Genomic DNA, 16,831 nt, shown 5'->3' on the forward strand with positions numbered 1-16,831 from the left:
GTTTGTTTCGGAAGAGGTTCATTTTGATCTGATAAATGATTGAAAGAGAAAGGAAACAATGGTTTATCTAAACCTGAAAGCCATTTTTTAACAGCAACTCCCAGACGTTGATTTCATAATCATCGATAACCGTGAAGGGGATGTCCCAACTTATGGATTCCCATTTTTTAAGATTATCAGCTACCAGCACCCGTCGAGAGGCTGAGAACACCCAAATTACCCGCTCGACGCCCCAGGCCAAAAGACGCTCTGTTTTTTTATGAAAGTATTCGTCCTGGGTCTGGAAGTAATCCGACTCGTCAATCTTAACATCTACTTCAATGACCACATTAGGAGGGACATCCGAGTAATTCGTGGATTGGAAACCTATATTCAACACGCCTTCCCGAAAAACAGCAATGTCGGCGGCAAAGTTGGTTCCTTTCGTAAGGTGAAGACCCAACTCCGAACTTCCTGCAGCATACCCATCGGGTAGTTCCCTGGCTAAAAACTTGACGATGCTCCAGGTGATTAAATATTGCAATTGGCTGGTTCCCATATTGATTTCTTCAATTTTCTTTAAGCCCAGAATAAAGTCTTTGTAGCCCTTCCGGTAGATGGGATGGCCGTCGAACTCTTCGTAGATCAGGGTTTTGGGAATTTGCTTAGTCGTTTTCATAGTGACTTGTCTGTTTTTCCAAATATAGGAAATAGGCAGGAACATCGTACGATTTGAAGCAACCGATGCAACGTTTTTCACTTCCTTTCGCGTTGTACCAAAAACCATGTACCTACATCTATTATTATGGAAATCGGAATCAGCACCTTCGTTGAAAATACGCCGGATCCGGCCACCGGCAAATTACTCAGCCCGCAACAGCGGATGATGAACTTAATGGAAGAAATCGAATTGGCCGACCAACTCGGCCTGGACGTCTTCGCCATCGGCGAACATCATCGCCCCGACTTCGTGGTGTCATCCCCGGCGATTGTCTTGGCCGCTGCTGCAGTCAAAACAAAAAATATTCGCCTTTCCAGCGCGGTGACAGTACTAAGTTCTGATGATCCGGTGAGGGTTTTTCAGGATTTTGCTCATGTGGATTTGTTGTCAGGAGGACGGGCCGAAATCATGGCTGGGCGCGGCTCGTTCATCGAGTCGTTTCCGCTCTTTGGCAACGATATGAAAGACTACAACGCTCTCTTTTCTGAAAAACTTGAACTGCTCATCCAGCTCAACAAAAGTGAAAAAATTACCTGGCGCGGTAAGCTGCGTCCTTCTATTGATAACCGGGGCGTATATCCCCGGCCGTTCCAGGAAGAACTACCTATTTGGGTGGCGGTAGGTGGAACGCCTGAATCGGTGGTTCGGGCCGCGAATTATGGCTTGCCCATGGCACTGGCCATCATCGGCGGCGGGCCGGAACGATTCGTGCCTTTCACTGAGCTTTACAAGAAAACCTACCGAGAAGCCGGGCACGATGCGGTAAAACTCCAACTGGCCATCAACTCCCACGGCTACCTGGCTGACGATTCCCAGCGGGCAGCAGACGAATTCTATGGTCCTTATGCTCACGTGATGAGCCAAATCGGCCGCGAGCGCGGCTGGCCCGCCATGAATCGCGAGCATTACGAAATGATGCGTGGGCCGGGCGGTTCGTTGTTGGTAGGAAGTCCGCAGGAGGTAGTGGACAAGATTTTGTGGGAACACGAACTATTCGGAAACACCCGGTTTCTGCTGCACATCAGCGTGGGTACTTTACCTCACGTCCAAGTGATGCGTTCAATAGAGTTGCTGGGAAATGTGGTGGCACCAGCCGTGCGAAAGGTGGTTGATAAGACAGTATTGGGATAAGGAATTTTGCATTGAGTCCCCAAACATATATTCCTCAATGAAATTCGCTTAATTTGTAGTAGAAAAAACGGCTGGACTACAATAGAGTCACGGCGCTCCCTATTATAAAAATGGACAGACCCTCATCCCAATTCGACGAAACTCGGAGGATTGGTGCGCTCAAAGAGTACAATATCCTTGACACCCTGCCCGAGGCGGACTATGACGCCATAGCGCAGTTAGCAGCTTACATTTGTCAGACTCCGGTAGCACTTATCAGTTTTGTTGATGAAGAGCGGCAGTGGTTCAAGTCGCACTATGGCATGGAGCAGAGCGAAACAGATCGGGATATCGCTTTTTGCGCCCAGAACATTCTTGATATATCCGAGCCGCTGGTCATTGAGGATGCGCGGTTGGATCAGCGCTTCGCCAGTAATCCCCTTGTGGCTGGCGATCCTCATATAGTTTTTTATGCAGGCATGCCATTGGTAGATTCGCAGGGATTCGCACTTGGTTCTCTGTGCGTGATCGATAATCAGGCACGAAAGCTTACGGATGAGCAATTATCGGCATTAAGCCTTTTGTCCAAACAAGTAATTAGCCTGCTCGATCTTCGGTTAGCCAATAACTCGTTATTAGCCAGCCATAAGCAATTGCGGATTGAAGCCAGGGAAAAGCAACAAACCCGGCTGGCGCTGGTTGAAAGTGAGGCTCGCTTTCGTTCACTGGTGCGGGAAGCACCGGTCGCTATGTTGGTATATGAAAGCACCGACATGATAATACGGGAAGCCAACGAGATGATGCTGGAAATTTTGGGGCGGGGTGAGGAAATATTGGGAAAGCCTTTATCAGAAACAGTGCCCGAGCTAAAAGACACTCCTCTCTCCGAACGATACCTCAAAGTACTGGCTACGGGAGAGACACACTGCCAGTTTGGTGAGCGTATCTTGTTGGTAAAGAGTGGCAAATCGTACTGGGGATACTATGACTACACGTACAAAGCAGTGTATAATGAGCATGGTGAAAGTTACGGCGTCGTATGCACAGCCATTGAGGTGACATCTAAGGTTATGGCGCAGCAGGCTTTGGAAAAAAGCGAATCCCAATACCGGAAATTATCGCAAGAGCTGGAAGACCAGGTAGAAGTGCGAACTAAGGAACTGTCGATGGCCAACCAAGACTTAGTTCGCTCCAACGAAAATCTACAGGAGTTTGCCTACATAGCTTCTCATGATTTACAAGAGCCTTTGCGCAAAATACAGTCTTTCAGTTCGCTGCTGAAAAGCAAATACGGTAATGAATTGGGCAAAGATGGGCTGGATTATCTGAATCGGATGAATGCTGCTGGCGTGCGCATGTCCACTTTGATTAAAGACTTGCTTACTTACTCCCAAATCACGACCCGCCAACAAATCTACGGATCGGTTGCTCTAAATACCGTTATCTCCGAAGTGCTTAATATTCTGGAACTTGAGATTCAGGAACGTCAAGCCCAGATTGTAGTCCCCGATTTGCCTGTCATCAACGGCGACGCGTCCCAGCTTGGGCAACTCTTCCAAAATCTGCTTTCGAATGCTCTAAAATTTACACCGTCTGAAGACCGGCCACGGGTTAAAGTTGCGTGCAATTTCTGCGACAGAGGTCAATTGCCCGTCGAAGTTTTGCCCAATAGCCAAGCCAGTAGATTTTGCCAAATTACTGTTAGCGATCAGGGCGTGGGTTTCGACACTCGTTATCTGGACAAGATCTTCCAGGTTTTTCAGCGGTTGCATGCTAAGGAAGATTTTCCTGGCACAGGCGTAGGCCTGGCGATTTGCCAGCGGGTAGTTGAAAACCATGGAGGAGGGATCACTGCTAGTAGTGCATCAGGTAAGGGCGCAACTTTTGAGGTTTATTTACCCAGTGAAATTGAGTGAAGAATTACTCTGGCTTTTCCCTACCTCTGATCACAGAGTATTGTGAAGCGGTCATCACGGGTACTAAGGGGTATTTTGAGCAAGATGGCGTAAACCAATCGCCTCACTCTAACCACACGATCTGCGTAAACGCCCCATTGGCCGCCACATCCCACACCTCCATCCGCACCCATTTGCGTCCTTTCAGATTAGGCGAAAACTGAAACGTTTTTTTGCCAAACTCTCTGGTGTCTTTCAGGTCGATGATTTCCCGGAAAACTTGATTGCCGTCTCCCGAGATAATTTCGGCGCGGTTGAGCGGAAAGGTCCAGGTTATTTCAAGGGCTATGTCGGCTACTCCTCTGGCGTCCAATTTTGTCGTCTCGCCTGCACCAACACTGTTTACTTTGAAGAGGGGAAGTAGTACTTCGCCCGTCGTAACGAAAAACTTGCCGCTGCGCATGACGTCCAGTACGGGTTGCCAGCCATTACTAAACTGCGGTATTTCGTCCAGTTGCAGGTAGTTGACATTCAGGTGGCCGTATAGTTCGTAGTTGGGTTCAATGCGGAAGAGGTCGGCTTCGCCGATAACGTTTTTGTGTTCCCCCCAATTAGCCATGTCGTCCATGAGGTCCAGCACACGGTTACCGCCCAGCTTGGGCAGCGATAAGTCAGTGGGCATGGACTTCCAGGCCGCACCCAGGAAGTGGTCGGATTTGTAGAACGTCTCGCCCTTGTATTTATCAGGATAGCCCGTCGATCCTTTGGTGCGGGCGTGGGCGGTCCAGGCCAGACCGTTTTCCAGTTCGAGTAGTTTCAGCATCTCCTCCTTGTTGGCAATGCGGTAGAGCTTGCCGTATGTTGGATGATTATCTACGAATGGTTGGTCTTTCTCCCTCGACATGAGCCAGTACACGGGTTTTGGGAAAATATTCATCCAGTGACCACCCAGAAAATTATTGGGTTCTTCGCCCGGCAATAGCAGGAAGTTACCGTCCGACAGCCGCTCGAACTCACTGAACATGGTCTGCATTTCGGGCCAGCGCTTGACCTCCGGACCACGCGGACTACCTGGTCCGTGGAACTCGGCCATGTGGACAATGTTGACGCCTGTATTACGGAAGGCTTTGACAAAACCTGGCATATCGGGAATGGGCCGCCGCGTCAGCACTTCATCCGTGTGTTCCTGGTGGAAGTGGCTCGCCATAGTACGGTAGCCAGGCAACGGCACGTATTTGTCGTCGTGGGTATAAGCTTTCACTTTGTCCAGTACTTTACCGTCGCGCTCGGGACTCAAAAGGCAGAAAAAGTTAAACCGCTGTTGGGTGTTAGGCGGTGCGTTGAACCAAGGCACCCAGCGGCGGTCGCCCAGCAAGTCGAGCCGGATGCCGAGGCCGTAACCGGGAATCAAGCCGCGATAGCCCGCACCGTACCAGACGTGCTCCTGATTGTAAGCATTGTCGAGCGGATAAAAATATTGGTGCGGGGCCGGGAAAATGGCCAAGCTACCTTCGCGGCCCTGTCCAATAATTGTCCGGTATTTGACCGCCATGATTTTGGCACTATCGGTTTTGCCGACGTTCCTCGCGCGGACATTTTGCTCCGTATCCGACCAAAAGACTCTTTCCCAAGGCGAGTCTTTGGCGACGAGTCCGGCGTCATAGATGGCCGCTGTCGAGTCGATTGTCGTACTCATGACCGCTGCCACGTTCATCAGCGGACTACCGTTGTAGACCGTAAGAATGTATGACCCGCTGAACCGTCCTGCCGAAGCTCCACTGACGATGATTTCCGTCTGCCCGCCGGAGGTGACGACTTTCACATCCAGCTTGTTGAGTTTCGTCACGAAGGTATCGTGCGGCAGGTAGGCTGTTTTATCGAAGAAAATGTTCCAACCGTTTTGTGAAATCAAGTCCCGCTTGCCAACGGTTAAAATCACCACCGGGTCGAGATTGCGGGCTATGGTTTTGTAATGGTCCTTTGGGCCTATCTGCAAACTACCAATCAGCGGCTGCGTTTTTCGCAAATCAACGGCTACCTTGCCAAACTCATTTTCACCCGTTGGCCATTCCACTTCCAGCAAGTTGCCGCTGACTTTTGCGGTAGTGCCATTTTTGTTGTCGAAAGATTTTAGATCGACTGGTATTTGGGCGAAAAGGGCAGGTCCAGTAGACAGAAGGACAAGGATCAGAAGATGTTTCATCGGTAGGGGAGGGTTCAAGAATAACAGAGCGATCCAATGGCCTTTTCACCCCGAACGCTATCTTCAAAAGGGCAATTTTCCTAAATCTACATTGCCGCCCGTCAGGATTATCCCCACTTTTTGCCCCGCATAGCGCTCCTTACTTTTCAGTAAAGCCGCAAAGGGTACCGCACAGGAAGGTTCGACGATGATCTTCATCCGCTCCCAAATCAACCGCATGGCGGCAATGATTTCGGTATCTGACACTGTCAGAATATCTTCCACGTGATTTAATATTATTCCCAAAGTCTTGTCACCTAGATAAGTAAGTAATCCGTCGGCGATGGTGTTTACATAAGGTGCCTTTTCAATTTTCCCGGTTTTGAAAGACAAAATGGCATCCGCCGCGCCTTCGGGTTCTCCGGCAATCACCTTAGTTGTCGGAGAATAATAACGCACTGCCAGGCCCGTGCCGCTTAACAGTCCTCCCCCTCCTACGGGTGCCATAATCGTGTCGAACACTACGCTACTATCTTCGATTAACTCTTTGGCGGCAGTAGCTTGACCAGCGATGACGGCGTAGTCATTGAATGGGTGGACGAACACTGCGCCGGTTTTTGCGATCACTTCCTCCACGGTGCTTTGCCGTTCCTCGGGCGTGTTTTTGCAAAAAGTCACCTTCGCTCCGTAGCCCTGCACGGCATCTACTTTTACCTGAGGTGAGTTATCTGGCATCACGATATAGGCTTTTGCGCCAACTACGGAAGCGGCGTAGGCGATGGCCTGAGCGTGATTGCCCGATGAATGGGTTGCTATGCCTCGTGCCTGTTCTATGGACGACAGGCTCAATCCAGCATTCAGGCCTCCCCGCGCTTTAAAGGCCCCGATTTTCTGGAAATTCTCGCACTTAAAATAAATCTCTGCTCCCGAAATCTCATTCAGGGTTTGGCAGGTCAATATCGGCGTTCGATGGATGTGAGGGAGGATTCTTTCGTGCGCTGCCTCGATTATTGCCTGAGTAGGGTAGAGCGGATTATCTGTCATTTTATTAATTATTTAAGAACAAATGGTATAAGTTTCGGAAAGCTTTTATTACTTTTAAAGCACACCAAAATTACTCAAAAGCACTGTCCTCTCTTATACCTCATACCTGTTTTTGCACACAATGGGTTTGTTAGCTTGTTTCAGCGGCTACGAGGCAGTCCCGTATTCACACCGCGATGTTTATATGCCCATTACCCCGCTCTTCCACGTTCATGCCTGGGGCTTTCCCCTGTATGCCACCATGCTTAATAATAAGCAGGTGTATCCCGGTCGCTACGAGCCGGAAATGCTTTTGAAACTATTGGTAAAGGAGAAAGTCACGTTCTCCCACTGTGTCCCAACTATACTGGCCATGCTGGTCAACAGTCCCGTGGCGCAGCAGGTTGATTTATCAAATTGGAAGGTAGTTATCGGCGGTTCGGCCCTCACGCGTGGCCTCGCCAAAGCCGCCCTCGACCTGGGAATTAACGTGTCGCAGGGCTACGGTATGTCCGAAACTGCCCCGGTTATGTAGATTGTACACTTGAACGACGAACAACATACTTGGGATCAGGAAAAACAGTTGGATCTGCGCACCAAAGCCGGGCGCATGGCCCCCTTCGTCGAGATGCGCCTGGTAGATGATGCGGGTGAGTTCCTGCCACACGATAGCAAGACCGTTGGCGAGATCGTAGCGCGTGGTCCTTGGATGACACAGGGTTATTTCAAGGACCCCGAAAATTCCGAAAAACTCTGGAAGGACGGCTGGCTGCACACGGGCGATGTCGCCTCCATCGGCCCTGATTACTACGTCACGATTACCGACCGCGTGAAGGATGTCATCAAAACGGGCGGTGAGTGGGTGTCGTCCTTGGACATCGAAAACATCTTCTCCCAAATCGAAGGCGTCGCCGAAGTGGCTGTGGTCGGCTTGCCCGATGATCGGTGGGGCGAGCGCCCTTATGCCCTGGTAGTGGCCAAACCCGAATTCGCCGACCAACTCACAAGCGAAAGTGTAAAAAACTACTTGGAAGCTGAGGTAGAGGCCGGAAAAATTAAGAAGTGGTATGTCCCTGACCGTATCGTTTTCGTTTCGGAAATCCCCAAAACTAGTGTGGGAAAGCTGGATAAGAAGAAGATCAGGGGAGAGATGAAGGCATTGCTGTTGGGATAAAAGCTAACAAAGATTAGAACAATGATGTCGTTACACCGAACCAAAGCGGTGCCGACATGATTTCCGGTGAAGCTATGAAACGAAGAACCTTTCTTAAGACTGGCTTGCCTTTGCCCCTGTTAGTGAGTCAGCGGGCAGCCATTCCAAATGTTATGTGCGTGCGAGGTCAGATTCCGGCCAGTAAGATGGGCACGACGCTGATCCACGAACATATCATGGTAGATTTTGTGGGGGCAGATAAAATTTCCGCTGACCGCTGGGATAGAGAGTCAGTGATCGAAAAGGTATTGCCTTACCTGGTTCATGCCAAAGATAAAGGAGTTGCGACACTACTGGATTGCACACCGGCCTTCCTGGGCCGCGATGTCAGGTTGCTTCGAGACATCTCAATCGAATCAGGTCTCAACATTCTTACCAACACAGGTTATTATGGCGCCGTCAAAAACAAGTACCTTCCCCCCTGGGCCTTTACCGAAACAGATACGCAATTGGCCAACCGCTGGATCCGCGAATTCAACGATGGAATAGAGGGTACGGAAGTAAGGCCCGGTTTTATAAAAATTGGCGTGGACAGCGGCAGCCTCTCAGCACTGCACCAGAAACTAGTGCGCGCTGCCGCCCTGACTCACCTGGCGACCGGACTAACCATCTGCTCGCACACGGGCCCCGCCCTGCCCGCCTTCGAGGAGATTCAACTCCTGAAAGAAATGGGCGTTCATCCGAGTGCCTTCGTGTGGGTACACGCGCAGGCAGAAACCGACAAGAATCTATACATCAAAGCTGCTGAACAGGGAGCTTGGGTGAGTCTGGACGGAATGGGATGGGGAAAGTTTGACGATTATGTTGAATCGCTGGCCCATTTGAAGGATCGCAACTTGCTGTCGAAAGTACTGGTATCCCACGATGCGGGTTGGTACCGTCCTGGCGAACCCGACCCGATGGCTAATTTTGCAGGCTACACGAATATCTTTGACCGAGTATGGCCACTATTGAGGAACATGGGATTCACCGGACTGGATTTTGATCGGCTGCTTATCCAGAATCCCGCCTTAGCGTTTTCAATTAAAATTCGTGAAAACTAAAAAAAGCGCCAGCTGGAAGATTCCAACTGGCGCTTTTTGAAATGATGACAAGCTTTCAGCTACGGCCTTATTTACCTGCCTGCGGCGTGTACAAGTTAAAGAACTGGTCCAGCTTTGGCGTGATGATAATTTCGGTGCGGCGGTTCATGTCGCGGCTTTCCTTGGAGCCGTTGTCAACCTTGGGCAGGTACTCGCCCCGACCACCTGCTATCATGCGGCTCGCGTCCACACCATATTTGGTTTGCAGCGTACGAACCACTGAGGTAGCACGCTTTACGCTAAGATCCCAGTTGTCTTGCAGGTTGCCACTGCGATAAGGAACATTATCCGTGTGGCCTTCTACAAGAATGTCTATCTGCTTGTAGTCATTCAAAATCTTGGCGACCTTGCTAAGTACATTCTCAGCCTGAGACGTCAGGTCGAAGCTACCAAAGTTAAAGAGCATCTTGTCAGAAAGTGAAACGTAAACAACGCCTTTCTTCACTTCGATCTGCACGTCTTCGTCGCTCACATCTTGCAAAGAACGCTTGAGGTTCATCACCAGAGCCATATTTAGTGAGTCTTTGCGCTGTATGTTGCTGTTCAAGTCACGAATGTAGTTTCCCTGGCTACCCATCACTTCCATAGACTTTTTGATGCTTTCAGCACCTTCTTTGCTGATAACCGATAGGTCAGACATGCGGTCTAGCAAGGCGTTGTTGTTCTTCTTCATGAAGTCCAGCTGATCCTGTAATTCCTTCACTTTGGAATTCTTGCCGTCAAGGTCGGTTTGCGCGGTGCGCAGGTCAGAATTCAGTTTGGCGACTTTGCCGTCACAGTCGCTCAGGTCGGTTCTTACTTTGTCGAGTTGGAGCTGAATTTGGTCTCTTTCGCTCTGGACAGCCAGCATTTTCTTTTTGCTTGCGCAGGAACCCAGGGTGAAAAGGATGGCAATGGCAATAATGATCTTTTGCATAGTACTAGTGAGTTTTATAGAAATTGGATTGAGGTTTACAACATATTAGATTACAGTTGGAACGGACAACCTATTGATTTAAAGTAAGCTGGTTGTTCAAACCGCAAAATTAGTGTTGTTTAACCAAAAAGAAGAATGTTTTTCTAAAATACTCAAAAATAATGCAATAAGTGGGAATTGTAAAAGTAAACTTGTCCTCGAAAAAGGTGAGAACGGCAAAAGATCGAAGCGGAGTGTATGATTTAGAAACTCATTAAATGAGAATCACCTTCCTGATATTTTTTTCACACTCAACTACATTGCCTTAAATATATTAGACTGAAAACTAATAGGGCATGGCCCAAAAAGGATTACGGTGAGCGGTCATGCTATCTCGAATGTGCGTCCAAATCAATTCATCGTATTCCGGACTGGTCAACTTCCGGCCCTTTATTTTCTTAGGTAGTTTTACCTCCTCTGCCACAGGTCTCATCTCCACTTTTGTGGCCGTAATCACAAGGTCTCCTTCGTTGACATCCAATTCCATAATGAGTCCGGGTAATCCGAAATACTGTCCTGGTCCGGCTGAAATAGGCAGGTCATGGGAGAACCACGCCTCAATCTTTTGCTTTTTGATAGTGTCCTCAGTCGTTGCTAACATGCAAAGATGGCCCGCAACTTCCTTGATTTTGTTCATTACTTTCCACTTCGGAGCTTTGAGCGAATCTTCGATAACGTAGGTTTTTCCCAGCATTTCGATGATTTCGGTCTTAGTTTCCTGTTCGAAATCCCGGTAGATGAGGTACTCATTTTTTCGCCAACTGTATCGCCGATCCTCGTCATCCTGGTTTTCGTCATAGGTATATTTGGTTTGGGAAGGGGTGAAGAATAGAGTCATTTTGGTCTTGGATTCATCGTCATTTCCCCAAGTCAATTTCATCCTGTCCTTTTCTTCCTGGCTCATGTAATCCATTCGAGAGTAGATTTTTGTCCAATGATATACTTGTTCATAGGATATGACTCCTTGCAAGTTCTCCTCCTGCGCCAAGGATGGCAGGGTCAGCAGTGTCAAAAATAAGATGGCGAGTTTCTGTTTCATATTTCTTTATAGTAAAGTGGCAAAGTGAGCCTTTCGGCGGTGGATCTGGCGTAATTGGACTTCTGCGCTGATGAATTATAGTGAAGCGGAACTTTCAACTTTCATTTCTCAACTCTCAATTAATCAATAATACCCTTGCTTCCGAACGGTACCCTTCACGCCGCGCATGTTATAAGTAAAGCTTAGCATAAAGTACCGAGCGAGGGTGCTGACCCGTGACGTGTTGACGAAGTTCTGGTAAGCCGACTGGCTGATGCCTTGATTCTGATTAAAAACATCGTAGGCCGAAAGCCTGATTTCACCTTTCTTACTTTCCAGCATAATCTTGTATACCGACAGGTTCAGGATCGGCTGCACGGGGTTGAAGTCCAACCGAGAATTTTTGTAAGTGTTCAGGTTGAAGCGGCTGGATAAGTAAATCTCACCGGGAAACTTCACGTTCATTTCAGCACCGTATCGACTATTCACAAATTTCTGATCCAACTGATCGTTCACCGAATAGCGGGTGTTACTGATACTCCAGTCCGCATCGAGGTAAAGGGTGAAATTGTCGCTGGGCGTTAGGTTAAAGTCCGTGCCAAAGTTGTAGCGGTTGGTATTGGTTTCATTCAACAACTGGTTAATGAAGATCAGGTTTTTACCAAAATTCAACGAGGTATTGAAAGACAGCGCACTTTTTGTTTTGACAATCGGAAAGCCATAATTGATGTAAGAACTCAAATTCGACCCTCCCGATATATTTTCAGGTCTTGAACGTGTGACCAGATTCTCGTCGATCACCTGACTGTAAACGATTTGGTTTGTATAGGAAGTGTAGTAGATGTTGGCGAAAAACCGGGTGAAACTACCGGGATTGAAATAACTGTAACTCACATTGACTCGCTGACTAGACTGTGGCAGGAGATCAGGGTTACCCTCCCGAATGTATAGCGGGTTGCTATTGTCTACAATAGGTTGCAAGTCACTGATGGGCGGTTCGTTGACGTTCATGCTGTATCCAAAGCTCAGGTAACGGTTGTTTTTCAAGTCGTACCGCAGACTGGCGTTGGGCGTAAAGCGGGTGAACTGGCGGCTTACCAGTGTCGGCGTGGCGTTGGCATCTCCCTGGGCAAATTCGCCTTTGAGGTCGAAATTAAGGCCCGCGACGCCAAGCATGATGTTTAGCCCTTTGTGAGCATACCGAAAACTAGTACCGACGCGGTTGTAAGTGAAATCGTTGGTGTAGTAGCGGCTGAGGAGGCTATTTTTAATGAAGCTACCATTGTCAGGATTCACATCGAACACATCGCGACTCACATCATCTTGCCGCAAGCTGAAATTGTAAAAAGTCTCCCAGGTAAATTTCTTGCCTATGGGTTCGAGATACAGCACACTTCCCTTTAATTGGGTTCTGACGCTATTGGTTTCGTTATTTTGGTTGATGTTGACGACGCGCGACGAGTCAGGATTCCTTTGGAAAAATTCATTGCGCGAGCGCTGGTTGGTTTCGCCATCTGAGTTATTGATATTGTAGCCGACACTGGCAGAGAAATTACGGCCTTTTTTCTTGAACTTGTGACGGAACAAGGCCGTATTTCCCATGGCAAAAGAATTAAAACGGCTGGTGTTGTTGATATCCGCCAAAGTGGCTAAGCGCTCCCCGTCGGTAGTCCCGCTGAGTGGGTCAAGTCGGAAGAAACGTTGCTCGCTCGAGTAGCGCGAATTACCATTGCCCAGCCGGGCATTACTGATAACTACCAGCGTGTTCAAGGAATCGAGCTTCTGCTCAAGCCGAATGCCTCCCCGGTGGTTTGCGTTGAGATTGCCACTGAAATTCTTATCCTCGTTGCGGAAGGAGTTGGTACTGAGAATACTTTCCCTTTGATTGAAGGCGTCCTGCACCCGATCGGATTGGTTGAAGTAGTAGTTGGAGCTGAACTGGGTTTTCTTGTTATCATAATTGTAGTTCGCACCGCCTACCCAGTTTTTGGAGAAGCCCAGATTGGATCGCCCACCGCCTCCCGGTGAAACGGTCAGACCCTCGTCATCACCGCCAAAAACAATGTAGCGGTCGCCGTTATTAAATCCAAAATCGCCATCGTCTCCCCAGTTGAACGACTGACTACCCCGGAAATCCTGGTAGTCGTCCCAAGACAGGCCACTCTGATTGGTATTATTGCCCAGACCGACAAGGGCGAACTGGTGCTTGTCGTTAAAGCGGTTGTAGCTGACTTTAGCCTCCACACGTTCTTTGGTACCTGCTCCCACGGTAGCCTTACCAAAACCGCCTTTTTTGTGGCTTTCTTTCAGTTCTAGATTTAGGTTTTTTTCTTTCTTGCCATCATCCACGCCCGTAAGCCTGGATTGCTCCGATTTTCCGTCGAAAACCTGCACCTTGGAGATAGCCTCGGCGGGTAGATTTTTCGTTGCCATCTTGACGTCGCCGCCGAAGAACCGCTTGCCATCTACCGTGACACGCTGTACTTCCTGGCCCTGTGCCCGGATGGTTCCGTCCCGCTCAACCTGCATTCCCGGTAGTTTGCGTAACAAGTCTTCCACCGTGGAACCGGGTGGCACCTTGAAGGAAGCTGCGTTGTACTCTACCGTGTCGCCCCGAATACTTAGCGGAGCGCGGGCGGTTTTAATAACTACCTCAAAGAGATCCTGGTTTAGGATTTTGAGCTTGACGTTCCCAACGTCTACCACCTCGTTATCCTTGGGCTCGATGGCGATGTCTTCGGGAATGTACCCCACGTAAGAAATTTTCAGAATTAAATTCGAACGCTTGACATTCTTGAATTCCAATTTGCCGTTCTCGTCCGAACGGTTGTAGTCGACGAGGGAAGAGTCTATGGGAGCCAGCAACATGACCGTGGCGCCTGGCATCGCAACGCCCGCCGAGTCTACGACGGTGCCTTTGATGGTAAAACGGGCAGAGTTCTGGGCTTGGACGGCCACAGACAGCATTGCGAGTAGGAGCGGGAGCAGGATTTTTTTCAAGGGGCTAAGTAGATTTAGGTTGGATTGCTGGCAGAGTTAGTTCACAGTATTCTATATAGGTCGGTAATATGGAAGAAAGGTTGCAAAGCCTTGTGTTAAAATTTCATAAAAGTAAACTATCGGATTAGTTTTATCAAACTAAAAAAGAAGTTTTTCCAAAAATAGCAAATAAATTTATATATAATTTATTTATATAAGTATTTCATAAAAAAGGATGAAACCCACAATCGAGATTTCATCCATACAAAAAGCAAATGGGTTTGACACTCGGAACGAAAGAATCCGATCATCATAATAAGCGGAGTGGCATAAGTGTATTATGCGCTGGACGATACTACCATCTCACCAACGCCGAACCCCAGGTAAAGCCACTACCAAAGGCGGCCAGGCAGACTAAGTCGCCGTCCTTTATTTTTCCGGCTTCCCAAGCCTCGCACAAGGCAATTGGAATTGAGGCGGCGGTAGTATTACCGTATTTCTGAATATTATTCCACACCTGGTCATCGCGCAAACCCAGCTTCTGCTGTACGAATTGACTGATGCGCAAATTAGCCTGATGCGGAATGAGCATATCAATGTCGCTGGCCTGCAAACCCGTCTTGTCCAGGGCCTCCTTTATTACTTCGGGAAACTTCACCACAGCGTTCTTGAAGACGAGTTGACCTTCCATGTTGGGATAAGTATTCTTGCGCTCGAGCAACTCGGGGTAAATGAAAATCTCGCCATACTCTTCATCAGGGTAGCCGAAATTTTCCTTGCCTAAATGATATCCACCATGGCTACCGGGATTGAGCATCGCCAGTTGTTCGGCGTGGGTACCGTCAGAATGCAGGTGGGTGGTTAACACGCCCTTGCCTTCTTCCTCAGTAGGTTGCAAAATAACCGCCCCGGCCCCGTCGCCGAAGATTACCGTCACATTACGGCCCCGCGTGTCGAATTCCAGACCCATTGAGTGCATTTCGGAACCCACCAGCAGTACGTTTTTGTACATGCCCGTTTTGATAAACTGGTCGGCCACGGATAGCCCGTAAATAAATCCCGAGCATTGGTTGCGAATATCGAGAGCACCGATTTCGGTTTTGGTAATACCCAGCTCGCGTTGCAGTAGCACGCCGCAGCCGGGGAAGTAGTAGTCGGGACTGAGCGTGGCAAAAACAATGAAATCGACATCTTCTTTTGAGATGCCTGCCCGTTCGATGGCGATTGTGGCGGCACGGGCGGCCATGGTAGTGGTAGTTTCTTCGTGCTTCTTGGCGTAACGGCGTTCTTTGATGCCCGTGCGCTCCTGAATCCAGGCATCGTTAGTGTCCATGACTTGGGCGAGGTCGTCGTTAGTGACCACTTTTTCCGGAACGTAGTGGCCGATTCCGGCTACTTTTGTGCGCAAATTCATAGGTTTGGGTTTTATCTTAAAGTGATTTCCAATGAAAAGAATAGGACTGATTTCAGATACTCATGGCTACCTGGACGAAGATGTCTTGACGCATTTCAAGGAGTGCGACGAAATTTGGCATGCCGGTGATGTGGGTGATGCCGGAATTATTGAAAAGTTGAGTGATTTTAAGCCGCTCCGTGCGGTATCAGGCAACATCGATGGACAGTCAGTGCGAAGCCTTGTGCCCGAGGATCAGCGCTTCGAGATGGAAGGAATGAAAATCTGGATCACACACATAGGAGGCTACCCGCCGCGTTACAATAAGATGGTAAAGCCCGTTCTGCGTAGGGACATTCCAGACGTTTTCGTTTGCGGTCACTCACACATCCTGCGCGTCATGCGTGATCCCGCCTTATCTAATCTGCTTTACCTCAACCCCGGCGCGGCGGGTCGCGAAGGCTTTCACAGAATGCGAACCTTGCTGCGTTTTACTTTGGATGTCGGGAAAGTCCGCAATATGGAAGTTATTGAATTAGGGTTACGAGGTTCCATTCCCTAAACTCCGGTTCTTTCAGGGTCCGGCAAATGATGGATTTTTATCAGCACCAGTTTACTTTGGAGTAATGCGAGGGGCTTCGGTAGAAAAAATTGCACAGAAATATCATGGAATTGCAGGGCATGGTATTTGGAATTGTGCAAAAAGTGTACTTTTAGCAAAAATTAAAACCTTAACAGAATGGACATTTATGTAGGAAGTCTCCCTTTCAAGATGAAGGAAGAGGATTTGAAGGAAACGTTCGGGGAATTTGGCGAAGTGAGCTCAGCCAAAATCATCATGGACAAGATGACGCGCCAAAGTAAAGGCTTCGGATTTGTCGAGATGCCCAATGAAGCCGAGGCGAAGGAAGCCATCGCCAAACTTCACGGGCAGGAGATTATGGGCCGTGAGCTAATCGTCAATGAATCGCAGAACACTAAGCGGACGGACGGGTTCCGTCCAGGCGGTGGACGTCCCGGTGGCGGTGGTGGTAACTACCAACGACGCGATGGTGACCGTAACCGCGACCGCCCCAGCCGAGATTCGGGCGGTGAATTTAAGCGGAGGGATCGGGACGATTCCTGATCGACAGCTTCTTAAACCCGTACCGAAAAATCTTCTGCCGAAAACAGGGCTTCATTGCCTGGTTTTCGGCATTTTTTTGTTTCTGGTAAATACTAAAATTCGCCAATACTGTCCTATATTGTATGATAATAACTACATTCAATGGTTATTTTTAA

The 16,831-nt window shown here is 48.8% G+C and carries 13 protein-coding genes and 1 pseudogene; 7 read left to right on the top strand and 7 right to left on the bottom strand.

What is annotated here, in order from left to right; all coding sequences use genetic code 11:
* Nucleotides 1–67 precede the first annotated feature (67 nt).
* Entirely contained in the window at nt 68–658 is a 591-nt protein-coding gene (locus tag ACEW8P_RS21175) for a Uma2 family endonuclease (protein WP_373515065.1), read from the bottom strand.
* A gap of 126 nt (nt 659–784) precedes the next feature.
* Between ACEW8P_RS21175 and ACEW8P_RS21180 the strand changes: the two genes are divergently transcribed.
* Both ACEW8P_RS21180 and ACEW8P_RS21185 read left to right on the top strand, forming a co-directional pair.
* Entirely contained in the window at nt 785–1,831 is a 1,047-nt protein-coding gene (locus tag ACEW8P_RS21180) for an LLM class flavin-dependent oxidoreductase (RefSeq protein ID WP_373515066.1), read from the top strand.
* A 110-nt stretch (nt 1,832–1,941) separates the two neighbouring features.
* Nucleotides 1,942–3,726 carry an ATP-binding protein gene (locus tag ACEW8P_RS21185; protein WP_373515067.1) on the top strand — a complete coding sequence of 595 codons (1,785 nt, stop codon included), beginning with the start codon at nt 1,942–1,944 and terminating at the stop codon, nt 3,724–3,726.
* A 103-nt stretch (nt 3,727–3,829) separates the two neighbouring features.
* On the opposite strand, the gene ACEW8P_RS21190 is transcribed toward ACEW8P_RS21185, so the two are convergent.
* Both ACEW8P_RS21190 and ACEW8P_RS21195 read right to left on the bottom strand, forming a co-directional pair.
* Nucleotides 3,830–5,908, bottom strand: a complete 2,079-nt coding sequence (locus tag ACEW8P_RS21190) for a hypothetical protein (protein ID WP_373515068.1) — start codon at nt 5,906–5,908, stop codon at nt 3,830–3,832.
* 63 nt (nt 5,909–5,971) lie between these two features.
* The gene (locus tag ACEW8P_RS21195) at nt 5,972–6,931 is read right to left on the bottom strand and encodes a threonine/serine dehydratase (protein ID WP_373515069.1); all 960 of its coding nucleotides are present in this window, start codon (nt 6,929–6,931) and stop codon (nt 5,972–5,974) included.
* Nucleotides 6,932–7,058: 127 nt separating this feature from the next.
* Between ACEW8P_RS21195 and ACEW8P_RS21200 the strand changes: the two are divergent.
* The 3 genes and pseudogenes from ACEW8P_RS21200 to ACEW8P_RS21210 all read left to right on the top strand — a co-directional run.
* Nucleotides 7,059–7,625 (top strand): annotated as a pseudogene (locus tag ACEW8P_RS21200) (AMP-binding protein); the annotation flags it as partial.
* On the top strand, nt 7,620–8,084 hold the full coding sequence (locus ACEW8P_RS21205) for a hypothetical protein (RefSeq protein WP_373515083.1): 465 nt from the start codon (nt 7,620–7,622) through the stop codon (nt 8,082–8,084). The pseudogene ACEW8P_RS21200 and the gene ACEW8P_RS21205, both read left to right, overlap by 6 nt.
* Before the next feature lie 74 nt (nt 8,085–8,158).
* Complete coding sequence (locus tag ACEW8P_RS21210; RefSeq protein WP_373515070.1) at nt 8,159–9,166, top strand: phosphotriesterase; 1,008 nt, start codon at nt 8,159–8,161, stop codon at nt 9,164–9,166.
* 67 nt (nt 9,167–9,233) lie between these two features.
* Here the strand turns inward: ACEW8P_RS21210 and ACEW8P_RS21215 are convergent, their stop codons facing one another.
* The 4 genes from ACEW8P_RS21215 to ACEW8P_RS21230 form a co-directional block, all read right to left on the bottom strand.
* Nucleotides 9,234–10,121: an OmpA family protein gene (locus ACEW8P_RS21215; RefSeq protein WP_373515071.1), complete on the bottom strand. Its 888-nt coding sequence runs from the start codon at nt 10,119–10,121 to the stop codon at nt 9,234–9,236.
* Nucleotides 10,122–10,446: 325 nt separating this feature from the next.
* Entirely contained in the window at nt 10,447–11,199 is a 753-nt protein-coding gene (locus tag ACEW8P_RS21220; RefSeq protein ID WP_373515072.1) for a GLPGLI family protein, read from the bottom strand.
* A gap of 123 nt (nt 11,200–11,322) precedes the next feature.
* Nucleotides 11,323–14,178 carry a TonB-dependent receptor domain-containing protein gene (locus ACEW8P_RS21225; RefSeq protein WP_373515073.1) on the bottom strand — a complete coding sequence of 952 codons (2,856 nt, stop codon included), beginning with the start codon at nt 14,176–14,178 and terminating at the stop codon, nt 11,323–11,325.
* Nucleotides 14,179–14,512: 334 nt separating this feature from the next.
* Entirely contained in the window at nt 14,513–15,571 is a 1,059-nt protein-coding gene (locus ACEW8P_RS21230) for a 3-oxoacyl-ACP synthase III family protein (protein WP_373515074.1), read from the bottom strand.
* 31 nt (nt 15,572–15,602) lie between these two features.
* Here ACEW8P_RS21230 and ACEW8P_RS21235 point away from each other — a divergent pair, with 31 nt between their 5' ends.
* Both ACEW8P_RS21235 and ACEW8P_RS21240 read left to right on the top strand, forming a co-directional pair.
* Complete coding sequence (locus tag ACEW8P_RS21235; RefSeq protein WP_373515075.1) at nt 15,603–16,112, top strand: metallophosphoesterase; 510 nt, start codon at nt 15,603–15,605, stop codon at nt 16,110–16,112.
* Between the two features lie 177 nt (nt 16,113–16,289).
* Nucleotides 16,290–16,676, top strand: coding sequence for an RNA recognition motif domain-containing protein (locus tag ACEW8P_RS21240; RefSeq protein ID WP_373515076.1), 387 nt, complete (start codon nt 16,290–16,292; stop codon nt 16,674–16,676).
* Nucleotides 16,677–16,831: the final 155 nt, after the last annotated feature.

It is taken from the genome of Persicitalea sp., assembly GCF_041751555.1.
Classification (GTDB): Bacteria; Bacteroidota; Bacteroidia; order Cytophagales; family Spirosomataceae; genus Persicitalea.